18 protein-coding genes are annotated in these 21406 nt (G+C 69.2%); 12 read left to right on the top strand and 6 right to left on the bottom strand.

The genetic code is table 11. From position 1 onward, the window contains the following. Nucleotides 1–13: 13 nt before the first annotated feature. On the top strand, nucleotides 14–1060 hold the full coding sequence (locus tag RMCN_RS02030; RefSeq protein ID WP_067386838.1) for a hypothetical protein: 1047 nt from the start codon (nucleotides 14–16) through the stop codon (nucleotides 1058–1060). A gap of 6 nt (nucleotides 1061–1066) precedes the next feature. Here the strand turns inward: RMCN_RS02030 and RMCN_RS02035 are convergent, their stop codons facing one another. Continuing rightward, on the bottom strand, nucleotides 1067–3103 hold the full coding sequence (locus RMCN_RS02035; RefSeq protein ID WP_064350498.1) for a glycoside hydrolase family 15 protein: 2037 nt from the start codon (nucleotides 3101–3103) through the stop codon (nucleotides 1067–1069). A gap of 58 nt (nucleotides 3104–3161) precedes the next feature. Then, complete coding sequence (locus RMCN_RS02040; RefSeq protein ID WP_067386839.1) at nucleotides 3162–4403, bottom strand: FAD-dependent oxidoreductase; 1242 nt, start codon at nucleotides 4401–4403, stop codon at nucleotides 3162–3164. A 31-nt stretch (nucleotides 4404–4434) separates the two neighbouring features. On the opposite strand from RMCN_RS02040, the gene RMCN_RS02045 reads away from it, so the two are divergent. The 7 genes from RMCN_RS02045 (at nucleotide 4435) to RMCN_RS02070 (ending at nucleotide 9883) form a co-directional block, all read left to right on the top strand. Beyond that, entirely contained in the window at nucleotides 4435–4632 is a 198-nt protein-coding gene (locus RMCN_RS02045) for a hypothetical protein (RefSeq protein ID WP_064413688.1), read from the top strand. Between the two features lie 140 nt (nucleotides 4633–4772). After that, nucleotides 4773–4865 carry an Ms4533A family Cys-rich leader peptide gene (locus tag RMCN_RS32055; protein WP_353612094.1) on the top strand — a complete coding sequence of 31 codons (93 nt, stop codon included), beginning with the start codon at nucleotides 4773–4775 and terminating at the stop codon, nucleotides 4863–4865. Nucleotides 4866–4982: 117 nt separating this feature from the next. Then, entirely contained in the window at nucleotides 4983–5996 is a 1014-nt protein-coding gene (locus RMCN_RS02050) for a sulfate ABC transporter substrate-binding protein (protein WP_067386842.1), read from the top strand. Continuing rightward, nucleotides 5993–6859: a sulfate ABC transporter permease subunit CysT gene (gene cysT, locus RMCN_RS02055; protein ID WP_067386844.1), complete on the top strand. Its 867-nt coding sequence runs from the start codon at nucleotides 5993–5995 to the stop codon at nucleotides 6857–6859. Before RMCN_RS02050 ends, cysT begins: the two co-directional genes overlap by 4 nt. Beyond that, on the top strand, nucleotides 6856–7668 hold the full coding sequence (cysW, locus tag RMCN_RS02060) for a sulfate ABC transporter permease subunit CysW (RefSeq protein WP_067386846.1): 813 nt from the start codon (nucleotides 6856–6858) through the stop codon (nucleotides 7666–7668). The genes cysT and cysW overlap by 4 nt, the downstream gene beginning before the upstream one ends. Before the next feature lie 19 nt (nucleotides 7669–7687). Then, complete coding sequence (locus RMCN_RS02065; RefSeq protein ID WP_067386848.1) at nucleotides 7688–8743, top strand: sulfate/molybdate ABC transporter ATP-binding protein; 1056 nt, start codon at nucleotides 7688–7690, stop codon at nucleotides 8741–8743. 69 nt (nucleotides 8744–8812) lie between these two features. Further along, the gene (locus tag RMCN_RS02070; RefSeq protein WP_067386850.1) at nucleotides 8813–9883 is read left to right on the top strand and encodes a class I SAM-dependent methyltransferase; all 1071 of its coding nucleotides are present in this window, start codon (nucleotides 8813–8815) and stop codon (nucleotides 9881–9883) included. Nucleotides 9884–9890: 7 nt separating this feature from the next. On the opposite strand, the gene RMCN_RS02075 is transcribed toward RMCN_RS02070, so the two are convergent. From RMCN_RS02075 to RMCN_RS32060, 4 genes are all read right to left on the bottom strand, one after another. Further along, nucleotides 9891–10598 (bottom strand): sirohydrochlorin chelatase, encoded by a 708-nt coding sequence (locus RMCN_RS02075; RefSeq protein WP_067386853.1) that lies wholly within the window; start codon nucleotides 10596–10598, stop codon nucleotides 9891–9893. A gap of 19 nt (nucleotides 10599–10617) precedes the next feature. Further along, on the bottom strand, nucleotides 10618–11310 hold the full coding sequence (locus RMCN_RS02080; protein WP_067386943.1) for a phosphoadenylyl-sulfate reductase: 693 nt from the start codon (nucleotides 11308–11310) through the stop codon (nucleotides 10618–10620). A 17-nt stretch (nucleotides 11311–11327) separates the two neighbouring features. Continuing rightward, complete coding sequence (locus RMCN_RS02085; RefSeq protein ID WP_067386855.1) at nucleotides 11328–13010, bottom strand: nitrite/sulfite reductase; 1683 nt, start codon at nucleotides 13008–13010, stop codon at nucleotides 11328–11330. A gap of 111 nt (nucleotides 13011–13121) precedes the next feature. After that, entirely contained in the window at nucleotides 13122–13412 is a 291-nt protein-coding gene (locus RMCN_RS32060) for an Ms4527A family Cys-rich leader peptide (RefSeq protein ID WP_409366029.1), read from the bottom strand. Between RMCN_RS32060 and hemW the strand changes: the two genes are divergently transcribed. The 4 genes from hemW to RMCN_RS02105 all read left to right on the top strand — a co-directional run bounded on the left by hemW (nucleotide 13379) and on the right by RMCN_RS02105 (nucleotide 21272). Beyond that, nucleotides 13379–14569, top strand: a complete 1191-nt coding sequence (gene hemW, locus RMCN_RS02090) for a radical SAM family heme chaperone HemW (RefSeq protein ID WP_067386858.1) — start codon at nucleotides 13379–13381, stop codon at nucleotides 14567–14569. The genes RMCN_RS32060 and hemW overlap by 34 nt on opposite strands. Before the next feature lie 119 nt (nucleotides 14570–14688). Further along, complete coding sequence (locus tag RMCN_RS02095; protein ID WP_067386860.1) at nucleotides 14689–15204, top strand: sigma-70 family RNA polymerase sigma factor; 516 nt, start codon at nucleotides 14689–14691, stop codon at nucleotides 15202–15204. After that, nucleotides 15201–15908, top strand: coding sequence for an anti-sigma factor family protein (locus RMCN_RS02100; protein ID WP_067386861.1), 708 nt, complete (start codon nucleotides 15201–15203; stop codon nucleotides 15906–15908). The genes RMCN_RS02095 and RMCN_RS02100 overlap by 4 nt, the downstream gene beginning before the upstream one ends. A gap of 183 nt (nucleotides 15909–16091) precedes the next feature. Then, entirely contained in the window at nucleotides 16092–21272 is a 5181-nt protein-coding gene (locus RMCN_RS02105) for a type I polyketide synthase (protein WP_067386863.1), read from the top strand. Nucleotides 21273–21406 lie beyond the last annotated feature (134 nt).

Genomic DNA, 21406 nt, shown 5'->3' on the forward strand with positions numbered 1-21406 from the left:
CGAAGGATTCGCCATGACAGGCTTCTATCTCACCGGCAGCATCAACGTCGCCACCGTCGACGACGCGTTCGCTTTGGTGGGCAACCGGCTTCAGCCCGGCGTGACCCGCGTCCCCGACGGCGAACCCGGTGACCGCGCCAACTGGGTGCTCACCCAGGCCGACCACTTCCTGGCCAACCCGACCCTGGACGTCGTTGACGGCAAGGTCCGGGTGCGCGCCGGGACACCGGTGTCGTTCGGCGCGCTCGACTACCACAGCGTCGCCGCCGGCTCCTACGCCCGCTTCATCGCCGCTCGCCGCGACGGCGTGCTGGCCGAGGACTCGCGTTTCCTGGTGTCCATTCCGACGCCCTTCAACGCCGTGAACTCGTTCGCGCAGTTCGACTCTCAGGTCGAAGTGGCCTACGCCTACGAGCAGGCGTTACGACTCAGCGTCGAGGCGCTGCAGGAGGCGATCCCGCCGAGCGACCTGGCGATTCAGTGGGACCTGCCGACCGAACTGGCGACCATCGAAGGGTGGTTCCCCAACCCCTACGGCGGTTTCGAGCCGATCTTTGCGGCCACGGCGCGGCTGGCGTCCTGGGTCCACGACGACGCCGAGCTGACCTTTCATCTGTGCTACGGCGATTCGAAGTTCGGCGCGTCGCCGTTCATGGGTGATCCACCCGACGAGGAGGCGGCCGCCCGCGGAGGCCGGCACATCCTGCCACGGGACGCCTCGGCGATCGTCACGCTGGCCAACGGGTTGTCGCGCCATGTGCCGCGCCGCATCGACGCCATCCAGGCGGCGACGGTCGCGGCCTGGAACAGGCGGGCGCACTGGCAGCCGCTGAGCGGACTGGCGCTCGAAGCCGGAACCGAGATCTATCTCGGCTTGCTGCACGCCGAGGACGGTGCAGACGGCGCGCGGGCGAGGGCGGCGCTGGCGTCGGAATTCCTGCCGGAGTTCGGGATCTCCACCGAATGCGGGCTCGGCAGGCACACCACCGAACAGCTCGAGGCGGTGCTCGTCGCGTGGAGCGACTACGCCGCTTCCCGCGAACCCGCCCTGGCCGGCTGACGCGACCTACATCGGGGCGTTGGCCGGGACGAACACCCCGGAGCTGTCGGCCTCCTCCTCGGCCCGAATGACGTGCACGACCGCGTTGATCAACGCCAGGTGGGTGAACGCCTGCGGGAAGTTGCCGAGGTGCCGGCCGGTGCGCGGCTCGATCTCCTCGGCGTACAGATGCAGCGGGCTGGCGAACGACAGCAGTCGTTCACACAGATGCTTGGCGCGGCTGATCTCGCCGATCTCGACCAGCGCGGACACCAGCCAGAACGAGCAGATCGTGAAGGTGCCCTCCTCACCGGCCAGCCCGTCGTCGGTCTCCTCGACGCGGTACCGCAGCACGAGGCCTTCCTCGGTCAGCTCGTCGGCGATGGCCAGCACCGTCGCGCGCACCCGCGGATCGTCGGGCGGGAGGAACCGGGTGAGCACGGCCAGCAGCAGCGAGGCGTCGAGCGCGTCGTCGCCGTAACGCTGCGTCAGCACACCGCGGGAGTCGACGCCGTGCTTGAGCACGTCGGCCTTGATCTCCTCGGCGGTCGCACGCCACTGCTGGGCGTAGGACTTCTCGCCCTGCAGTTCGGCGAGTTTGGAGCCGCGGTCCAGCGCCACCCAGCACATGATCTTGCTGCTCGTGAAGTGCTGCGGCTCGCCGCGCACCTCCCAGATACCGCGGTCGGGTTCCTTCCAGTGCTTGATCGCCTCTTCGACCTGCGCCTTGCACACTGGCCACAGCGTGTCGGAGATCTGCTCGCGCGACTTGGCGTGCAGATACACCGAATCGAGCATGGTGCCCCAGATGTCGTGCTGCATCTGGTTGTAGGCGCCGTTGCCGATGCGCACCGGCCGCGCCCCGTCGTATCCGGACAGGTGGCGCAGTTCCTCCTCGACCAGCGTGCGCTCGCCGCCGACGGCGTACATCACCTGAAGCGGATGCCGCTCACCGTTGTTCGCGCCCGACACGTCGGCGATGAACGCGAAGAAGTCGTCGGCCTCGCGGTCCAGGCCCAGTGTGTAGAGCCCCCACAACGCGAACGTCGAATCGCGCACCCACGCGTAGCGGTAGTCCCAGTTGCGTTCGCCCTGAGGCGTTTCCGGCAACGACGTGGTGGGCGCGGCCAGCAGCGCACCGGTCGGGGAGTAGGTCAGCCCCTTCAACGTCAGCGCGCTGCGCTGGAGGTAGGCCCGCCACGGATGGTCCGGGAAGTCGCCGACGTTGATCCACTGGCGCCAGGCCTCGCTGGTCTGCCACATCTTGTCGGCGGCCTCTTCGTAGGTCTGCGGCGCCGGGTGCTTGGACCACGACAGCGCGACGAACGCGTTGTCGCCTTCCTTCATCCGGGTCCGCGCCCGGGCCTCATGGCCCTCCAGGCCGAGCCGCAGATTCGTGGTGAGCCGCAGCGTGGGGTGGGCGTCGGCGTCGCGGCTGGCGCGCGCGATCGCCTCGCCGTACGCCTGCGCGGAGTACTCCCAGGTCGCGGGGATGCGGTGATAGTCGAAGGCCGGCTCGCAGTTCATCACCAGTTCGACCGTGCCGCTCACACATCGCACGGTGCGCAGCAGGATGTGCTCGGCGTCCCAGTCCATCGGTGTGCGGCGGTGGGTGCGCGACCGGGTCTCGAGGTCGTGCCAGGGTCCCATCACCAACGCCTCGCGCACGATCAGCCAGCCGGTGTGGGTCTGCCACGTCGTCTCCAGGATCAGGCTGCCGGGCAGGTAGCGCCGCGCCGAGGGCACCGTCACCCCGTAGGGCCCCAACCGGAAGTGGCCGGCCCCGCGATCGAGGATGGCGCCGAAGACGCTCGGCGAGTCGGGCCGCGGCACGCACAACCACTCGACCGACCCGGCCGAGGAGATCAGGCACGTGTTCTCGCAGTCGGACAGAAAGCCGTAGTCGGCGATGGGCGGGAACGGGTTTCGCAACGCTCCGGTCGGCGCGTACGGTGTCGGCGCGGTCACGGTCAGCGGGGTGTTCGCCATGACGGCCTCGGCCGGCTTCGCCCCGTTCTCGGTTTCTGTTGACCCGTCCGACGGCCCGGTTTGTTGCAGAACCATGCCGTCATCATCGACTGCCGACGCGCTCGGCGTCTACTTGTTGGCGGTTACGGCGCGGTCAGCGCCGGGCGAAGGCCGGAATGTGTTCGGGTAAGGGGCCGATCGCCACGCCGTAGGCCACCACGCGGCGCAGCAGCGCCAGCCCGGCGGCCACGCGCACGAACCGGGGCGCCTCGGCCTGGCCGGTAGAGGCGACGGCGACCGCGATGACGCGGCGGTGGATCACCCTCTGCACCGTCTGGATCAGCGCGGCGGGCAGCCAGCGCCGCACCTGGACGCGGGCCAGATGCCGGTTCGACAGCGTGCCCGAGCGCAACGGACCCGCCAGGACACGGCCCGCGGCGACGGCGTCGGCCACCGCGAGGTTGATCCCGACCCCGCCGACCGGCGACATCGCGTGGGCGGCGTCGCCGATCAGCAGCAGGCCGTCGCTGTACCAGCGCCGCAGGCGGTTCAACTGCACGTCGAGCAGCTTCACGTCGTCGAACGACGTCACCGCCCCGACGCGGTCGGCCAACCACGGCACCAGGGACACCACACCGCGGTGCAGCGATCCGATGCCCTGCGCCCGCAACTCCTCGTCGCGACCCTTGGGGATGACGTAGGCGCACTGGTAGTAGTCGCCGCGGTCGATGACGATCTGCGCGTGCCCGGCGCCGAGGACACCGGCGAGCCCGTGCGGATCCTCGGGGTCGCGGGGCAGCCGGAACCACCAGACGTCCATCGGCACACCGAAGTCCTTCGGCTCGAGCCCCATCGCGGTGCGCAGCGTCGACGACCGCCCGTCGCAGGCCACGGTCAACGCCGCGCGCATCTCGCGCACCTCGCCGTCTGCGCCGCGGTAGCGCACACCGACCACCCGGTCGCCGTGGCGGATCGGCCCCAGCACCTCGGTGCTGCGCAGCAGGGTGAACGTCGGCTCCCGCTTTGCGGCGGTGGCCAGCAGTTCCAGGAAATCCCACTGCGGGACCAGCGCGATGTGCTTGTGGGGACCGGGGATTCGCCGCAGGTCCATGGTGACCGGCGTGCCCTGCACCGTCATCGACAGCGTGTCGATCTCACGGTGGGGGAGCGCCGCGAACTCATCGGACAGCCCCAACTCGTCGAGCAGCCGCAGGGTGCTGGCATGCACGGTGTCGCCGCGGAAATCGCGCAGGAAGTCGGCGTGCTTCTCCATCACCGTGACGTCGACCCCGGCGCGGGCGAGCACCAGCGCGAGCATCATGCCCGCCGGGCCGCCACCGGCCACGATGCAGGTGGTGTCCCCGGCCCGGGGGGCGGGGTCCGAGTCGGCGGCCACGTGCACATCCTCGCATCGCTAGGCTGGCCGCGTGGGTGGCTTCCTGAGTTGGTGGGACGGTGTGGAGCTCTGGCTGACCGGCCTGCCGTTCGTCGCCCAGACCGCGGTGGTGATGCCGGTGGTGCTCGCGCTGGCCTACGGCACCGCGGTTGTGCTCGACGGCGCCCTCGGTAACGGGATCAGGTTGTGGCGCCGCGTTCGCCACGACGAACGGGATGCGCACCGATGAGCGGCGGGATGCCGCGGTCGCGGGTGACGTTGGTGCTCGTCATCCTGGTGATCCTGGTGATCGTCATGTGGCTGTTCACTCGTTGACGGCACTTCATCCCTCGCCGAGCAGGTTGCGAGAACTCTGTTAGGCTTCGCGCCATGCAAACAGCGTCCGGCAACAAGAGCGGCCATGTTCTGGCCCTCATTGCCGTGAGTTTCAGCGCTGTTGCCGATGTCTGTTGTTGTTGCTGACTCCTCCGCCCGTCCGCGGTTCGGTGTCGGTAACGGCTGTGGGATAACGCCTCGCGCTGATCCATCGCCGTCCCGTCGGGTCGGGTTCCTCCGAAGTCCCCCAACGAAAGGTCACTGATGGTCAACATCCGCAGAACCTGGCGCGCCGCGGCGGCGCTGGCCACCACCGCCACAGTGCTGGCCGCATGCGCCGGCGGATCGAGCGATGTGGTGGGTGAGGGCGGCGGGAACGGCGCCGACACGACGCTGACGCTGGTCGCCTACGCCGTGCCCGAACCCGGCTGGAGCAAGGTCATCCCGGCGTTCGCCGCCACGCCGGAGGGTAAGGGCGTCGGCGTCACGACGTCCTACGGCGCCTCCGGCGACCAGTCGCGCGCCGTCGTCGACGGTAAGCCCGCCGACATCGTCAACTTCTCCGTCGAGCCGGACATCACCCGGCTCGTCAAGGCCGACAAGGTGGCCAAGGACTGGAACGCCGACGCCACCAAGGGCATCCCGTTCGGGTCGGTGGTGTCCTTGGCGGTGCGGCCCGGCAACCCCAAGAACATCAGGGACTGGCCCGATCTGCTCAAGCCCGGCGTCGAGGTCATCACGCCCAGCCCGTTGAGCTCCGGGTCGGCCAAGTGGAACCTGCTGGCGCCCTACGCGTGGGCCAGCAAGGGTGGCCAGGACCCGCAGGCCGGTCTCGACTACGTCACCGAGCTGGTGACCGAGCACATCAAGCTGCGTCCGGGTTCGGGCCGGGAGGCCACCGACGTGTTCCGGCAGGGCAGTGGCGACGTGCTGCTGGCCTACGAGAACGAGGCGCTGCACTTCGACCTGGAGTACGTGAACCCGCCGGAGACCTTCAAGATCGAGAATCCGGTCGCCGTGGTGACGTCTAGCACGCACCTGGACAAGGCGAACGCGCTGAAGAACTTCATCTACACCCCCGAGGCGCAGAAGTTGTGGGCCGAGGCCGGATTCCGGCCCGTCGATCCCGCCGTGCTCGAGGAGTTCCGGGACAAGTTCCCCGCGCCGGCCAAGCTGTGGACCGTCGACGATCTCGGAGGCTGGGCGACACTGGATCCCGAGTTGTTCGACAAGGACAACGGCACGATCACCAAGATCTACACCCAGGCGACCGGATGACCTCTTCGGTGGTGTCCCGGCCCGAGCTCACCGGTGGTGAGCCGGGCCGGGCGTCCCGACTGCTCGAGCGTCGTCACGGGACGACGTCGCTGCGGGTGGGAGCCGCGTCGATCTGGCTGAGCCTCATCGTGCTGCTGCCGCTGGCCGCGATCCTGTGGCAGTCGGCCGGCGGCGGGTGGCGGCCGTTCTGGCTCGCGGTCACCTCGAACGCGGCCATCGAGTCGTTCAAGGTGACGCTGACCGTGTCGTTCGGGGTGACGGCGGTCAACCTGGTGTTCGGGCTGCTGGTGGCCTGGGTGCTGACGCGCGACGAGTTCGTCGGCAAGCGGCTGATCGACTCGGTGATCGACCTGCCGTTCGCGTTGCCGACGATCGTCGCCAGCCTGGTCATGCTGGCGCTCTACGGCCCGGCCAGCCCGGTCGGGCTGCACCTGCAGCACACCAGGTGGGGCATCGGGGTCGCGTTGCTGTTCGTCACCCTGCCGTTCGTGGTGCGCTCCGTTCAACCGGTGCTGCTCGAACTGGACCGCGAGATCGAGGAAGCCGCGGCATCGTTGGGCGCCAACAACTGGATCATCTTCACCCGGGTGATGCTGCCCGCACTCCTGCCGTCGCTGCTGTCGGGCGCGGGACTGGCGTTTTCCCGCGCGATCGGCGAATTCGGTTCGGTGGTGCTGATCGGCGGCGCCGTACCCGGTGAGACCGAAGTGTCCTCGCAGTGGATCCGCACCCTGATCGAGAACGACGACCGCACCGGCGCCGCGGCGATCTCCATTGTGCTGCTGGCCATATCGTTCATCGTGCTGTTCATCCTGCGCGCAATCGGCTCGCGCGCCGCCCGACGGGACGCGTTGGCGCCATGATCCTTTCGCCCGCAGTCAAACACCTGCTGCGTTACCTCGCGCTGGCCTACGTCATCGTCCTGGTCGTCGTGCCGGTGGGGCTGATCCTGTGGCGCACGTTCTCGCCGGGTGTCGGTGCCTTCATCGGATCGATCAGCACCCCCGCCGCGATTTCGGCGCTGAACCTTTCGCTGCTGGTGGTCGCGATCGTGGTGCCGCTCAACGTGTTGTTCGGTGTGCCGACGGCACTGGTGTTGGCGCGCAACAAGTTCCGCGGCAAAAGTGCGATGCAGGCCATCATCGATCTGCCGTTTGCGGTCTCGCCGGTGGTGGTCGGTGTCGCGCTGATCCTGCTGTGGGGCTCGGCTGGGCTGTTCGGCTTCGTGGAGAACAACCTCGGATTCAAGATCATTTTCGGGATTCCCGGCATCGTGCTGGCCAGCATCTTCGTCACCGTGCCGTTCGTGATCCGCGAGGTCGAACCGGTGCTGCACGAGATCGGCACCGATCAGGAAGAGGCCGCGGCCACGTTGGGCTCGCAGTGGTGGCAGACGTTCTGGCGGGTCACGCTGCCATCCATCCGGTGGGGTCTGACCTACGGCGTCGTGTTGACGATCGCGCGCACCCTCGGCGAGTACGGCGCGGTGCTGATGGTGTCGTCCAACCTGCCGGGCAGCTCGCAGACGCTCACACTGTTGGTGTCGGACCGCTACACCCGCGGCGCCGAGTACGGCGCGTATGCGGTGTCGACGCTGCTGATGGCGGTGGCGGTGGTGGTGTTGGTCGCGCAGGTGTTGCTCGACGTGCGGCGGGGCCGGGCGGGCAAGTAGGCGTAGGAAGAAGGAACAGATGACGAACGCGATCGTCGTGCGCGGCGCGAACAAGCACTACGGCGACTTCGCCGCATTGGACAACGTCGACTTCGAGGTGCCGTCCGGCTCGCTGACCGCGCTGCTCGGACCCAGCGGGTCGGGTAAGTCGACGCTGCTGCGGGCCATCGCGGGGTTGGATCAGCCCGATTCCGGCACGGTCACGATCAACGGCCGCGACGTCACGAACGTGCCGCCGCAGCGCCGCGGTATCGGGTTCGTGTTCCAGCACTACGCCGCGTTCAAGCACCTGACGGTGCGTGACAACGTGGCGTTCGGGCTGAAGATCCGCAAGCGGCCCAAGGCCGAGATCAAAGAGAAGGTCGACAATCTCCTCGAAGTGGTGGGGCTGGCCGGTTTCCAGACCCGCTACCCGAACCAGCTCTCCGGCGGCCAGCGTCAGCGCATGGCGCTGGCTCGCGCGCTCGCGGTCGACCCGCAGGTGCTGTTGCTCGACGAACCGTTCGGGGCGCTGGACGCCAAGGTGCGGGAAGACCTTCGTGCCTGGCTGCGCAGGCTTCACGAAGAGGTGCACGTCACCACGGTGCTGGTGACGCACGATCAGTCCGAGGCGCTCGACGTCGCCGACCGGATCGCGGTGCTGAACAAGGGGCGCATCGAGCAGGTCGGCTCGCCCGGAGAGGTCTACGACTCACCCGCCAACGCGTTCGTGATGTCCTTCCTCGGCGCGGTGTCCTCGCTGAACGGCTCGCTGGTCCGTCCGCACGACATCCGCGTCGGCCGCAACCCCGACATGGCGATCGCCGCCAGCGACGACTCGGTGCAGTCGACGGGGGTGGTGCGGGCGACCATCGATCGAATCGTGATGCTGGGCTTCGAGGTTCGCGTCGAGTTGCACAGTGCGACCGACCAGACGCCGTTCACCGCGCAGATCACCCGCGGCGATGCCGAGGCGCTGGGCCTCAAGGAGGGGGACACCGTCTACGTCCGCGCGACCCGGGTCCCCCCATTGCCGGGCGGCACACACGTCCCTCCGAGCGACACGGCCGACGACGAGGTCCTGACCAAGGCCTGAGCCGGTCGCGGCCGAAGATGGGGCAATTGCCCCATTCCGCGAGGCGCAAATGCTGGTTCAGTTGCTCGCATGAACACCTCCAGTGCCCTGACCCAGGTCGATCCGGAGAAATTGATGGAGTTCGTACTCCGGGCGGTCGAGGAGGCCGGCGCGGCCCTCAACTGCGCCCTCGTCGTCATGGGGGACCGCCTCGGGTACTACCGTTCGCTCGTCGAGCACGGGCCGAGCACCCCCGCAGAGTTGGCCGAGCGCACCGGCACCGACGAGCATTACGCCAGGGAGTGGCTCAACGCCCAAACCGCCGGCGCCTTCGTCGATTACGACCCGACGACTGGGCGCTACCGGATGCCACCCGAGCAGGCCGTCGCCCTCACCGACGAGACCAGCCCGGCCTTCGTGGGCGGTCTCTTCCAGATCGCCCACGGAACCGCATCGGACGCTGGGCGCATCATCGAGGCCGCCCGCGCAGGCGCCGGGGTCGCTTGGGGAGATCACAATTCCGACGTCCACGTCGGGTGCGAACGGTTCTTCCGCCCGACCTACGCCGCACATCTGGTCGCTGATTGGCTTCCGGCGCTGGACGGCGTCGTGGAGAAGCTCATCCGCGGCGCCCGCGTCGCCGACGTCGGTTGTGGACACGGGGCGTCGACGCTTCTGATGGGCGAAGCCTTCCCCGCCTCGACGTTCGTCGGCGTGGACGGCCACACCCAGTCCATCGAGGTGGCTCGTGAACGAAACGGGACACCGGGAACGGTCAGCTTCCAGACCGCGACCGCCGACGCGTTCGGGGGTGGACCGTACGACCTGGTGACGATGTTCGACTGCCTGCACGACATGGGCGATCCGATCGGCGCCGCATGCCACATCCGCGAGGTCATCGCCGACGACGGCACGTGGATGGTGGTCGAACCGGCCGCCGGTGACCGGGTCGAAGACAACCTCAACCCGATCGGGCGCGCCTACTACGGCTTCTCGACGCTGCTGTGCACACCGTCGTCGCTGGCACAGCCGGTCGGCATGGCGCTGGGCACTCAGGCGGGTCCGGCCCGCATCCGCGACGTCGTGACCGAGGCCGGGTTCCGCCGGTTCCGGCTGGCCGCGCAGACGCCGTTCAACAACGTGTTCGAGGTCAGGCCCTGAGATTCGATCAGGCGGCGGCGGCGGCGCCGGCGGTGATCGCGTCGTAGCGGTCCATCACCGTGGCGGCGACGAGGTTGTGCGATCCGAGCGGTTCGGCCATCGCAATGTCTTGTGCGGCAGCATATTCGGCCACACGGTCGGTGATCCGGCCATGGGCCAGGAACCACGGGGCGAGGACCAGGCGTTCGGCACCGCGGGCACGCAGGCGCTCGGCGGTCTCCGGGATACTCGCATACGGCCCGGTTGCGAACGCCACTTCGGCTCCCGCCCAACGCGTTCCAGAGCCCAGTGACTGGGCGACCGTGGCGGTTCGCGCGTTCGCGGCGGGATGTGATGAACCGACCGCGACGACGAGGACGCCAAGGCCGTCGTCGTCGGGGGAGACCCCGAGCTCGGCCAGCCGCTGCCGCAGCACGGTCAACAGCGCCGGATCCTCGCCGAGCACCTCGGCCCGGTCGACCACCGCCCCCGCCTGCTCGACGATCGAGGGGATGTCGACCCGCGCGTGAAATGCGCTGGCCAACAGGAACGGTACGACCACGGCCGGGGTGTGCAGACCGCTCAGGGTGTCGAGCAGGCTGGGGCCGTTCTGTTCGAGGAAGGCCGGACGCACGTCGAGCCAGGGCCGCAGACGCCGGATCCGGCCCGCCACCGCATGCGTCACCGCCGCCGAACGCGGGTCGGCGCTGCCGTGCGCGGTCAGCACGAGGGTCACAGTGACCTCGCCGGCGACCTCATGAGGCGTGCAGTCCGCATTCGATCTTGCCGGTACCGGCCCAGCGGCCGCTGCGCGGATCGGCGCCTTCGACCGGCTTCGCCGTGCACGGCGCGCACCCGATCGACGGATACCCCTCATAGACGAGCGGATTGACGAGCACTCCGTTGGCGTCGATGTAGTCCTGCATGTCCTCGTCGGTCCAGGCCGCCAACGGGTTGATCTTCACCAGCCCGAAAGCCTTGTCCCAACTGATGAATGGCGCGTTGGCGCGCGTGGGCGCCTCGACGCGGCGGATGCCGGTCACCCAGGCCGAGTAGCCACGCAGCGCCTTCGACAACGGTTCGACCTTGCGCATGCGGCAGCACTCGTTGGGCTCTCGGGCGAACAAGTTCTTGCCGTACAACTCGTCCTGCTCGGCCACGCTCTTGTCCGCCGTGACGTTGACGATGTTGACGTCGTAGACCGCCTCGACGGCGTCGCGGGTGCCGATCGTCTCGACGAAGTGGTATCCGGTGTCGAGGAAGAGGATGTCGACGCCGGGCCGCACCTTGGCGGCCAGATCGATCAACACCGCGTCCTGCATGTTCGACGCCACGACGTAATGCCCGCCGAAGTTCTCGTCGGTCCAGCGCAGGAGGTCGTGCGCGCTTGCACCCTCGAGTTCTGCCGCGCCGCGCTCGGCGAGCGCCTGCAGATCGGTCTCGGTCATCGCCGTGTTGTTGCCAGTCACCGCAAATCCGCCTCGTCTGCTCGAATAGCCCACGTAGCGAAACGCTCGCCCTGCTCTCGTTGTTTCACGAAATTGCGAACGACCCTGTCGATGTAGTCACCGAGCTCGGTGGCCAGCACCTTGTGTTGACGTAACTTGCGGCCGAACCCGCTGTCCAGACCCAGGCTGCCGCCCAGGTGCACCTGGAAGCCCTCGACCGAGTTGCCGTCACCGTCGTCGACCATCTGGCCCTTGAATCCGATGTCGGCGACCTGGATGCGCGCGCACGAGTTCGGGCAGCCGTTGATGTTGACCGTGATCGGCACGTCGAGTTGCGCGTTGATGTCCTCGAGCCGCTTCTCCAGCTCCGGAACCAGCACCTGCGCGCGGGTCCTGGTCTCGGTGAACGACAACTTGCAGAACTCGATACCTGTGCAGGCCATCAGGTTCTTGCGCCAGTGCGACGGCTCCGGCGGCAGCCCGAGCGCTTCGAGGCCCGCGGTCAGCTCGGCGAGCTTGTCGTCGGGCACGTCGAGGATGATCAGCTTCTGGTAGGGGGTGAACCGGATCCGGTCCGAACCCGCGGCCTCGGCGAGATCGGCCACCTTGGTCAGGATCGTGCCCGAGACCCGGCCCGCGATCGGCGCGACGCCGACGGCGTTGAGCCCGTTCTTCAGTTTCTGGACGCCCACGTGGTCGATCGGGTGCTTGACCGGTTCCGGTGCGGGCCCGTCGATCAGCTTGCGACCCAGGTACTCGTCCTCGAGGATCTGGCGGAACTTTTCGACGCCCCAGTCCTTGATCAGGAACTTGAGCCGGGCCTTGGACCGCAGCCGTCTATACCCGTAGTCGCGGAACACCGCGGTGATCGCCTCCCAGACGTCGGGCACCTCGTCGAGCGGAACCCACGCCCCGAGCCGCTGCGCCAGCATCGGGTTGGTCGACAGGCCACCACCGACCCACAGATCGAGCCCGGGGCCGTGCTCGGGATGGTTGACCCCGATGAAGGAGATGTCGTTGACCTCGTGGGCCACGTCCTGCAGACCCGAGATCGCGGTCTTGTACTTGCGCGGCAGGTTCGAGTACTCGGGGTTGCCGATGTAGCGCCGCACGATCTCGTCGAGCGCGGGCGTCGGGTCGAGCACTTCTTCGAGCGATTCGCCGGCCAGCGGCGAGCCGAGCATTCCGCGCGGGCAGTCACCGCACGCCTCGGTGGTCTGCAGACCGTGCGCGGCCAGCCGCTCCCAGATCTCGGGCACGTTCTCGACCTCGAGCCAGTGGTACTGCAGGTTCATCCGGTCGGAGATGTCGGCGGTGTCGCGGGCGAAGTCGATGGAGATTTGGCCGAGCGTGCGCAGTGCGGCCGCCGACAACGCCTTACCGTCGCAGCGCACCCGCATCATGAAGTACTTGGCCTCGAGCAGGTCGGCGTTCTCGTCACCGGTCCAGGTGCCGTCGTAGCCCTGCTCACGCTGGGTGTACAAACCCATCCAGCGGAACCGGCCGCGCAGGTCCTGCTTGTCGATGCCGTCGAAACCGGTCTTGGAGTAGATGTCGACGATGCGGGCGCGCACGTTGAGTGCGTCGTCGTCCTTCTTGAACTGCTCGTTGGGATTGAGCGGCTCGCGGTAGCCGAGCGCCCACTGACCCTCGGCACGGGTCTTCTTGGGGGCCTTCGGCTTGGATTCCGCGGTGGTCATGGGGTGGCTCCTCGGTGGAGCCGGCGTTCGAATCGCGCGTGGTCACCGGTGGCTGTCCGGCGGCGCAGATCCGGCGGCCAGCTATACGTACGGGTGGGCTGGGGACCTAGATCAAGCGCAAGGCAGACAACAACAGGTACACACGCGCTTGAAGTCGACGTGCCGACGCGCCACCAGCGATACACGCTTGGGGAAGGTGCGGGCGGCAGTCACGTCGCCAATTGTGCCACGAATTGCCGCACCGGCCCTAACCGGGGGAGATTTGCGCTCATCGTGAGCAGAACATCGTCGAGAATGCATCCACGCATCGGAAGTTCGAGTGCACGCCTGCCCGAGTGCAATCTCGCGGGAGGCGGACAATCGTTGACATGACCCGAACCGTAGCGCCGGGTAACGCCGCATCGGCGGTGCTGCCGGCGATGACCCCCGCTCAGGGGCGGCCGTTCGGCGTCTACGTCCACGTGCCGTTCTGCGCCACCCGCTGCGGCTATTGCGACTTCAACACGTACACACCCGGCGAGCTGGGCGGCGCCAACCCGGACGAGTGGCTGGCGGCGCTGCGGAGCGAGCTTGCGCAGGCGGCGAGGCACCTGGGCCGCATCCCCGAGGTCGACACCGTGTTCGTCGGCGGCGGCACACCGTCGCTGTTGGGCGGGCCCGGCCTGGCCGCCGTTCTCGATGCCGTGCGTGCGCACTTCCCACTGGCGGACGGCGCCGAGGTCACCACGGAGGCCAACCCGGAATCGACGTCCCCGCTGCTGTTCGACCAGCTCCTGGGGGCCGGATACACCCGGGTCTCGCTGGGCATGCAGTCCGCGGCTGAGCATGTACTGGCGGCCCTCGACCGGAGGCATTCGCCGGGCCGGGCGCTCGCGGCGGCGCGGGAGGCCCGTGCGGCCGGGTTCGACCACGTCAACCTCGACCTGATCTACGGCACGCCGGGGGAGTCCGACGACGACCTGCTGCGCTCGGTCGACACCGTCGTCGAATCCGGTGTCGATCACGTGTCGGCCTATGCGCTGGTCATCGAGGACGGCACGGCGATGGCACGGCGGGTGCGGCGCGGCGAGCTCGTACCGACCGACGACGACGTGCTGGCCCGCCGCTACGAGCTGCTTGACGCTCGCCTGACCGGCGCCGGTTTCGCCTGGTATGAGGTCTCGAACTGGAGCAGGCCGGGCGGTGAGTGCCTGCACAACGTCGGCTACTGGAACGGCGGCCAGTGGTGGGGTGCGGGACCGGGTGCGCACGGCTTCGTCGACGCGGTGCGCTGGTGGAACGTCAAGCACCCGAGCGCGTACGCGCAGATGTTGGCCGATGGTCGGCTACCCGTGGCCGATTTCGAGCACCTCGACCCCGAGACCCTGCACATCGAGGACGTGATGCTGCGGGTGCGGTTGCGCGACGGGCTGCCGACGAGCGTGCTGAGTGCACCCGAGCGGGAGCGCGCCGCCGTCGCGGTCGCCGACGGGCTGTTGAGCCCGGTCGACGACCGATTGGTGCTCACCGACCGCGGCCGGCTGCTGGCCGACGCGGTGGTCCGCGACCTGCTGGACTGATCGCCGGACGACAGCCGGGCTCGAAATTCGCCCATAAGCTCACGCTCGCGCGCGCAACGTTGAACGATTCTGAGATGGACGTCGTTGTGATCAGCGATGACGACTGCGGTGGATGAGCGATGACTCCCGACCCCGCGCAGGCCGAGTTGCTGCGCGCGATTCACGACGAGCACAGCCAGACGCTGCTGCGCTACGTTCTGCGGCTGACCCGCGGCGACACGCCGTTCGCCGAGGACGTGGTGCAGGAAGCGCTGCTGCGGCTGTGGCGCAAACCGGAGATCCTGCAACAGCCGGGTGACGCCGCGCGGGCCTGGCTGTTCACCGTCGCTCGCAACCTCGTCATCGACGACCGGCGCAGCGCGCGGTTCAGCCGGGAATTGCAGACCGATGACCTGCCCGAGCGTCCGTCGACCGATGCGATCGGGCCCGCAGTCGACAAGTGGGTACTGGCAGAGGCGCTGAAATCGCTCAGCGCCGACCACCGCAGCGCGATAGTGCGCGCCTACTATTTCGGGCAAACTGTCGCCGACATCGCTGAGCACGAGCGGATCGCACCGGGCACCGTCAAGTCCAGGCTCCATTACGGGTTGCGAGCGTTGCGGATGGCGCTGCAGGAAAGGGGGGTGGTCCAATGAGCGACAAATTCGACCGGACACCCGTCTCCGACCTCGCCGAATGGGATGCGGCCTACGTGCTCGGCGCGCTGAGCGCGGAGGACCGTCTCGCCTACGAGAACTACCTCGCCGCGAACCCGGCGCGCGCCGCCGAGTTGGCCGACCTGGCCGAGATGCCCGCGATGCTGGCCGCGCTCAGCCGCGAGGAGGCCGCGGCGCTGCTCGATGCGGACGAGGGGTCCGCTGTCGAGCAGTCCGCCGACGTCGCCTCGCTGGCGCAGGCCGCGGCCAAGCGGCAGCGGCGGTCACGCCGCTCGATGCTCGCGGCGGCCGTCGCGGTTGCGGCCGCCCTCGCGGTCCTCGGCGGCGTCGTGGGCGCCACGGTCTTCCCCCGCACACCGGCGGTGCAGACAGTGGCGATGGAGCCCATGCAGCCCGGCCAGCGCCAGGGCCTGACCGCACAGCTGGCCGTCACCGAGAAGAAGTGGGGCACCGAGCTCAACTGGGCCTGCGAGTACACCAAGGACTGGGCTCGCGACGTCGACAGCTACGACATCGTGGTGACGACGCACGACGGCGTGCAGACGGCCGTGGGTTCGTGGCGTCCGGCGGGCGACGAAGCGACCGGGTTGTCCGCGGCCACCAGCATCCCCACCGCAGAGATCCGCAGCATCGACATCCGGGTGTCGGGCAGCGACGAACCGCTGGCCGTCCGCACGTTGTGAGGGTTCGGATGCGGCGGCCCTGACCACCGGGGATTGACGTCGCGGCAAGCCAATTCGAACGTGATCGGCACCACGTTCGCCGGGCCTGCGTAAGTCCCACAAATGAGCCCGGTTATGCCAGTATGGCCGCCATGGCGTGTGGCTTCTTAGGCAAGGCTATCCAGGCTTTGGGACTCGGCTGACGTGACCGATACCCCCCCATCCGACGAATCCGTACGCCCAGACGCGGTCGCGATCATCGGGATCGGTTGCCGCGTGGCCGGTGCGATCGGCACCCCGGAACAGTTCTGGAACTTCCTGCTCGACGGCGGCAGCGACGTCCGCGAGGTTCCGGCGGAGCGGTGGGAGCCGTACCTCCAGCGCGATCCCCGCAACGCGGCGGTGCTCAAGGACGTCACGCGGTGGGGGACGTTCCTCGACGACCTGCCCGGGTTCGACGCCGAGTTCTTCGGGGTCTCGCCGCGCGAGGCCGAGCTGATGGACCCCCAGCAGCGGCTGGCGCTGGAGGTGAGCTGGGAGGCGCTCGAACACGCGGGCGTTCCGCCGAAGTCGTTGGCGGGCAGCGACACCGCGGTGCTGATGGGCGTCAACTCCGACGACTACGGCAAGCTGATCATGGAGGACCTGCCGGGCATCGAAGCGTGGACCGGCATCGGCACGTCGCTGTGCGGCATTGCCAACCGCGTCTCACACCTGCTCGACCTGCGTGGTCCCAGCGTCGCCCTCGACGCGGCGTGCGCGGCCTCGCTGGTCGCGGTGCACCAGGCATGCCAGATGCTCAATGCCGGTGAGACGTCGCTGGCGCTGGCCGGCGGGGTCAGCGCGTTGATCGGACCGGGTCTGACCAGGGTGCTCGACGTGGCGGGCGCGACCGCGCCCGACGGCAGGTGCAAGACCTTCGACGCTTCGGCCGACGGGTACGGGCGCGGCGAGGGTGCCGGGGTGGTGGTGCTCAAGCGCCTCGCCGACGCGCTGCGCGACGGCGACCACGTGTACGCGGTGGTGCGGGGCGGCGCGGTGGCACAGGACGGACGCACCGTCGGCATCATGTCGCCCAACGGCGATGCGCAGGCCGACATGTTCCGGCGCGCATGCCAATTCGCCGGCATCGCCCCCGCGAGCGTCGGTTTCGTCGAGGCGCACGGCACCGGCACCCCCTCCGGTGACCCCACCGAGGTCGGGGCGCTCGCGGCCGTCTACGGGGCCGACCGCCCAGCCGATGCGCCGTGCCGAATCGGGTCGGTGAAGCCGAACGTGGGCCACCTCGAGGGTGGTGCCGGAGTGGTGGGCCTCATCAAGGCCGCGCTGGCGCTGCATCACCGGACCATTCCCCCGACCGCGGGTGTCACCTCGCTGACTCCGGCCGTCGACTGGGCCAACAGCGGGCTGCGGGTGCCGACGGAGGTCGAGCCCTGGGACAGCTCCGACGGCGCGCCCCGGCGGGCCGCGGTGTGCAGTTACGGCTACGGCGGAACGATCGCCCACGTGCTTCTCGAGGAAGCGCCCGCCGCGCAACCGTCCGCGCAACGCTCACCGGCGCAACAACTTCCGTCGATCATTCCCGTCTCGGCACGCAACGTCGCCCGGCTGCGCACGCAGGCGGGCGCGCTCGCCGACCACCTGCGAGACCACCCGGCGCCGGTCGACGGCGTCGCGGCGACGCTGTGGACGCGGCGTTCGCACGAATCGGCCAGGGCCGCGGTCGTGGCCGACGACACCGACGGTGCGGCGGCCGCGTTGACCGCACTGGCCGAAGATGTTCCCGACCCGTCCGTGGTGACCGGTACGGTGCTGCCCGCCGCGGCCAACGGCGCGGTCTGGGTGTTCTCCGGCCACGGCTCGCACTGGGCGGGTATGGGCGGTGAACTGCTCGCGGCGGCACCGGAATTCGCTGCGGTGATCGACGCGATCGATCCGGTGTTCACCGCGGAGCTCGGGTTCTCGGCGCGCCAGGCGCTGACCGCGGGCGAACTGGGCGGGACCGATCAGGTGCAGGCGCTGACGTTCGCGATGCAGGTGGGCCTGGCCGCGATGCTGCGCGCGCGCGGCGTCACCCCGGCGGCGGTCATCGGACACTCGGTCGGCGAGGTCGCGGCATGCGTCACCGCGGGGGTGTTCGATCTCACCGTCGGCGCCGCGGTGGCCTGTTACCGCGCCCGCGGCTTCCGGTCGGTGATGGGCGAGGGCGCGATGGCGCTCGTGCGGCTCCCGTTCGCCGAAGCCGAGCGGCGGCTGGCCGGGCGGACCGACGTGGTGGCGGCGATCAGCGCCTCGTTGGAGTCGACGGTGATATCCGGCACGATCAGCGCGGTCGACGACGTCTGCGGTGAGTGGACCGATCAAGGCTTCATGGTGCGCCGCGTCAACACCGACGTCGCCTTCCACAGCCCCGCCATGGACGCACTGACCGGCGAGCTCGGCCGCCTCACGGCCTCACTCCCGCCGTCCCGCACACCCGAGATTCCGCTCTACACAACGGCGTTGGCCGACCCCCGCTCGGTGGCGCCACGCGATCAGCACTACTGGGTGGCCAACCTGCGCGACCGGGTGCGGTTCGCCGAAGCCGTCTCGGCGGCCATCGAGGACGGGCATCGGCTCTTCCTCGAGGTGTCGGCGCACCCGGTGGTGGCGCATTCGATCGTCGAGACGCTCACGACGGCCGGTACCGACCAGCACGCCGTCGTCCCGCTGTTGCGCCGTGAGCGCCCTCAGATGCATTCGGTGGCAACCGCGGTCGCCGCGCTGCACTGCCACGGTGCACCGGTCGAGCACCAGCTGTCGTCGGCGCCATGGGCGGCCGATCTTCCGGTGACGCAGTGGCAGCACCGCCGCTTCTGGCGCACTCCCACTCCTCCGCCCGGCGGCCGGGGCGTGCACGACGTCGACACCCACACCCTGCTCGGCGGCCGGATCGAGGTGACCGGCGCGGTGGCCTCCAAGATGTGGCAGACGCGCGTGGACCTCGACTCCCGCCCGTACCCGGGCGACCACCCGGTGAAGGGCACCGAAATCGTGCCCGCCGCCGTCATCGTCAACACCTTCCTCGGCGCGGCCAACGAACTGGACACGCGCTGTGACCGCGCGGGTAGGGACCTCGTCGACGTCCGGCTGCGCACCCCGGTGGCGCCAGGACGCGCCCGCGACGTGCAAGTGGTGCTGCAGGACCGCGGGCTGACCCTGGCCACCCGCCTCGTCGACGACGACGAGGACGCCATCGACGGCGGCTGGTTGACCCACAGCAGTGCGGTGGTCGCGGCCGACGACGACATCGAGGATCTCCTCGGCGAGGTGCTCGACGAGTCGTCGGCTCGCGACGGCTGCCGTGATCCGTTGCCGCCCAATCACATCGTGGACACGCTCGCGACACTGGGTGTGGCCGCGATGGGATTCGACTGGGAGATCCTCGACCTGCACGGCGGCGAGGGCGAATTGCTCGCCAGGGTCGCCGCACGCGGCGACCGTACGGCACCGGACACCTGGGCCCCGCTGCTGGACGCGGCTACCTCGGCGGCCTCCACCGTGTTCGACGGGCCGCCGCGACTGCGGATGCCCGCCCACATCGACCGCGTGCAGGTGCACGGCCGACCACCGGCCGTGGTGCTGCTGCATGTTCGGCGCAGGCCCGGCACCACCACGACCGACGTGTTGCTCGCCGAAGAGTCCGGCAAGGTCCTCGCATCGCTGGCGGGCATGTCGTTCGAGCAGCTCGAAAACCCTTCCGGCAGCGACGTTTCCCGTATGCTGCACCGGCTCTCCTGGCAGTCGGTGCCGTGGCAGGCCGACAGCCGGCCCCGGGAGGTCGTGATCGTCGGCGAAGACGGCGCCGCCCGCGAGTTCGTGACGCGGGACCTGTCGGCCGCCGGGGTGCCCCATGTGCTCCACGGTGATGCCACCGAAATCGCCTCTGCGGCTGAGCCGTTCGACCGCGACACCGTCGTGCTGGTGCTGCCGAGCGCGCACGACACGCCGGAACGGTCAGTCGGAATGGTGACGCGGACGCTGCGGGGGCTGCTCGACCATGGGGCCAGGGCACGGATGTGGGTGCTCACGCAGGGCGTGTACGAGGGCGCGAACGTGGTGCACGCACCGCTGTGGGGTCTGGCCAGAGTCGCGGCGGCCGAGCACCCGAAGACCTTCGGCGGGGTGATCGACGTCGCCACACCCGAACTCCCGGTCGGCATCCTCTCCTCGGTGCAGGGCCACCCAGTTGTGGCCTTCCGTGACGGCGCGGCCCACTCGGCGCGGCTGTCCGCGGCGGGCCGGGGGACCGGAGCGCCGATGCAGTGCTCGACCGGTGGCACCTACGTCATCACCGGCGGTACCGGCGCGCTCGGCTTGCGGATGGCGCAGCGGCTTGCCGACATCGGTGCCCGGCGACTCGTGCTGCTCTCCCGCAGCGGTATGCCCGATCGTTCGATGTGGCAATCGGATTCGGATCTGGTCCACACGGTCACCGCGCTCGAGGAGCGCGGTGTGTCCGTGCGCGTGGTGGCATTGGACATCGCCGCACCCGGAGCGGCCGACCAGCTGCGTACCGCGCTGCGCGATCTGCCTCCGGTGCGCGGGGTGATCCACGCCGCCGGTGTGGAAGCGGGTGCGCTGCTGGTCAACACGACACCCGAGGACTTCACCGCGGCGATGCGTCCCAAGGTCGACGGGACCCTGACCCTTCACGAGGTCTTCCCGCCCGAACAATTGGACTGGCTGGTGCTGTTCTCGTCGTGCGGTTACCTCGCGGGCTTCCCCGGGCAGGGCGCCTACGCGTGCGCGAACTCCTTCCTCGACGGAATGGCACGCCACCGGCGTGCTCTCGGCGACCGCACCGTCAGCGTCGCCTGGACCGCGTGGCGGGGCCTGGGCATGGGCTCGACATCCGGGTTCGTGGCCGCGCAGCTCGACGCGCTGGGCATGGACACCATCGGAGCGGATGAGGCGATGCGGGCACTCGACCTGGCGATGCGCCATGACGACCCGAATATCGTTGTGCTGCCGCTACTTCCCGCGGCAGCGTCGGTACCGATGCTGGCCGACGTGGCGCCGACGGAATTCGACGCTCCCGGAGATGACGCGCCAGAGGTGAGCCTGGTCGACGCCGACCCCGAACGTGTCGCGCAGGTCGTCACCGCCGCCGTTGCCGCACAGCTGGGCGTGGCCGAGGCCGACGTCGACACCGGTTTGCCGCTGGTGGAGGTCGGCGTGGACTCGATCATGACGGTCGGGCTGCTCAAGCAGCTGGAAAAGCAGACCGGGTTGTCGTTGCCGCCGACACTGCTGTGGGAGTACCCGACGGCGGCGGCGGTCTCCGAACGGCTCGTCGAGCTGCTCGACACACCGGAGGGCGCGGAGACGGTCGACGTGTCCTGACTCAAACCCGCCGAAACTGAAGGTCTGCACGACAGATCGCCGGCGGTTTCAAGCGATCGATGCAATAGCGGGTGGTTTGGACGGATTCGAGAGTAGTTCGTCGAGCGCTTCTGCCGGGGTTTTCCAGCCCAGGG

Source organism: Mycolicibacterium novocastrense (assembly GCF_001570485.1).
In the GTDB taxonomy this organism is placed as follows: Bacteria; Actinomycetota; Actinomycetes; order Mycobacteriales; family Mycobacteriaceae; genus Mycobacterium; species Mycobacterium novocastrense.

Excerpts from the sequence above, each read along its gene's own strand:
- RMCN_RS02030 (WP_067386838.1), top strand. The coding sequence starts at position 14 with ATGACAGGCTTCTATCTCACCGGCAGCATCAACGTCGCCACCGTCGAC.
- RMCN_RS02035 (WP_064350498.1), bottom strand. The coding sequence starts at position 3,103 with ATGGTTCTGCAACAAACCGGGCCGTCGGACGGGTCAACAGAAACCGAG.
- RMCN_RS32055 (WP_353612094.1), top strand. The coding sequence starts at position 4,773 with ATGCAAACAGCGTCCGGCAACAAGAGCGGCCATGTTCTGGCCCTCATT.
- RMCN_RS02050 (WP_067386842.1), top strand. The coding sequence starts at position 4,983 with ATGGTCAACATCCGCAGAACCTGGCGCGCCGCGGCGGCGCTGGCCACC.
- cysT (WP_067386844.1), top strand. The coding sequence starts at position 5,993 with ATGACCTCTTCGGTGGTGTCCCGGCCCGAGCTCACCGGTGGTGAGCCG.
- cysW (WP_067386846.1), top strand. The coding sequence starts at position 6,856 with ATGATCCTTTCGCCCGCAGTCAAACACCTGCTGCGTTACCTCGCGCTG.
- RMCN_RS02065 (WP_067386848.1), top strand. The coding sequence starts at position 7,688 with ATGACGAACGCGATCGTCGTGCGCGGCGCGAACAAGCACTACGGCGAC.
- RMCN_RS02070 (WP_067386850.1), top strand. The coding sequence starts at position 8,813 with ATGAACACCTCCAGTGCCCTGACCCAGGTCGATCCGGAGAAATTGATG.
- RMCN_RS02080 (WP_067386943.1), bottom strand. The coding sequence starts at position 11,310 with ATGACCGAGACCGATCTGCAGGCGCTCGCCGAGCGCGGCGCGGCAGAA.
- RMCN_RS02085 (WP_067386855.1), bottom strand. The coding sequence starts at position 13,010 with ATGACCACCGCGGAATCCAAGCCGAAGGCCCCCAAGAAGACCCGTGCC.
- hemW (WP_067386858.1), top strand. The coding sequence starts at position 13,379 with ATGACCCGAACCGTAGCGCCGGGTAACGCCGCATCGGCGGTGCTGCCG.
- RMCN_RS32060 (WP_409366029.1), bottom strand. The coding sequence starts at position 13,412 with ATGCGGCGTTACCCGGCGCTACGGTTCGGGTCATGTCAACGATTGTCC.
- RMCN_RS02095 (WP_067386860.1), top strand. The coding sequence starts at position 14,689 with ATGACTCCCGACCCCGCGCAGGCCGAGTTGCTGCGCGCGATTCACGAC.
- RMCN_RS02100 (WP_067386861.1), top strand. The coding sequence starts at position 15,201 with ATGAGCGACAAATTCGACCGGACACCCGTCTCCGACCTCGCCGAATGG.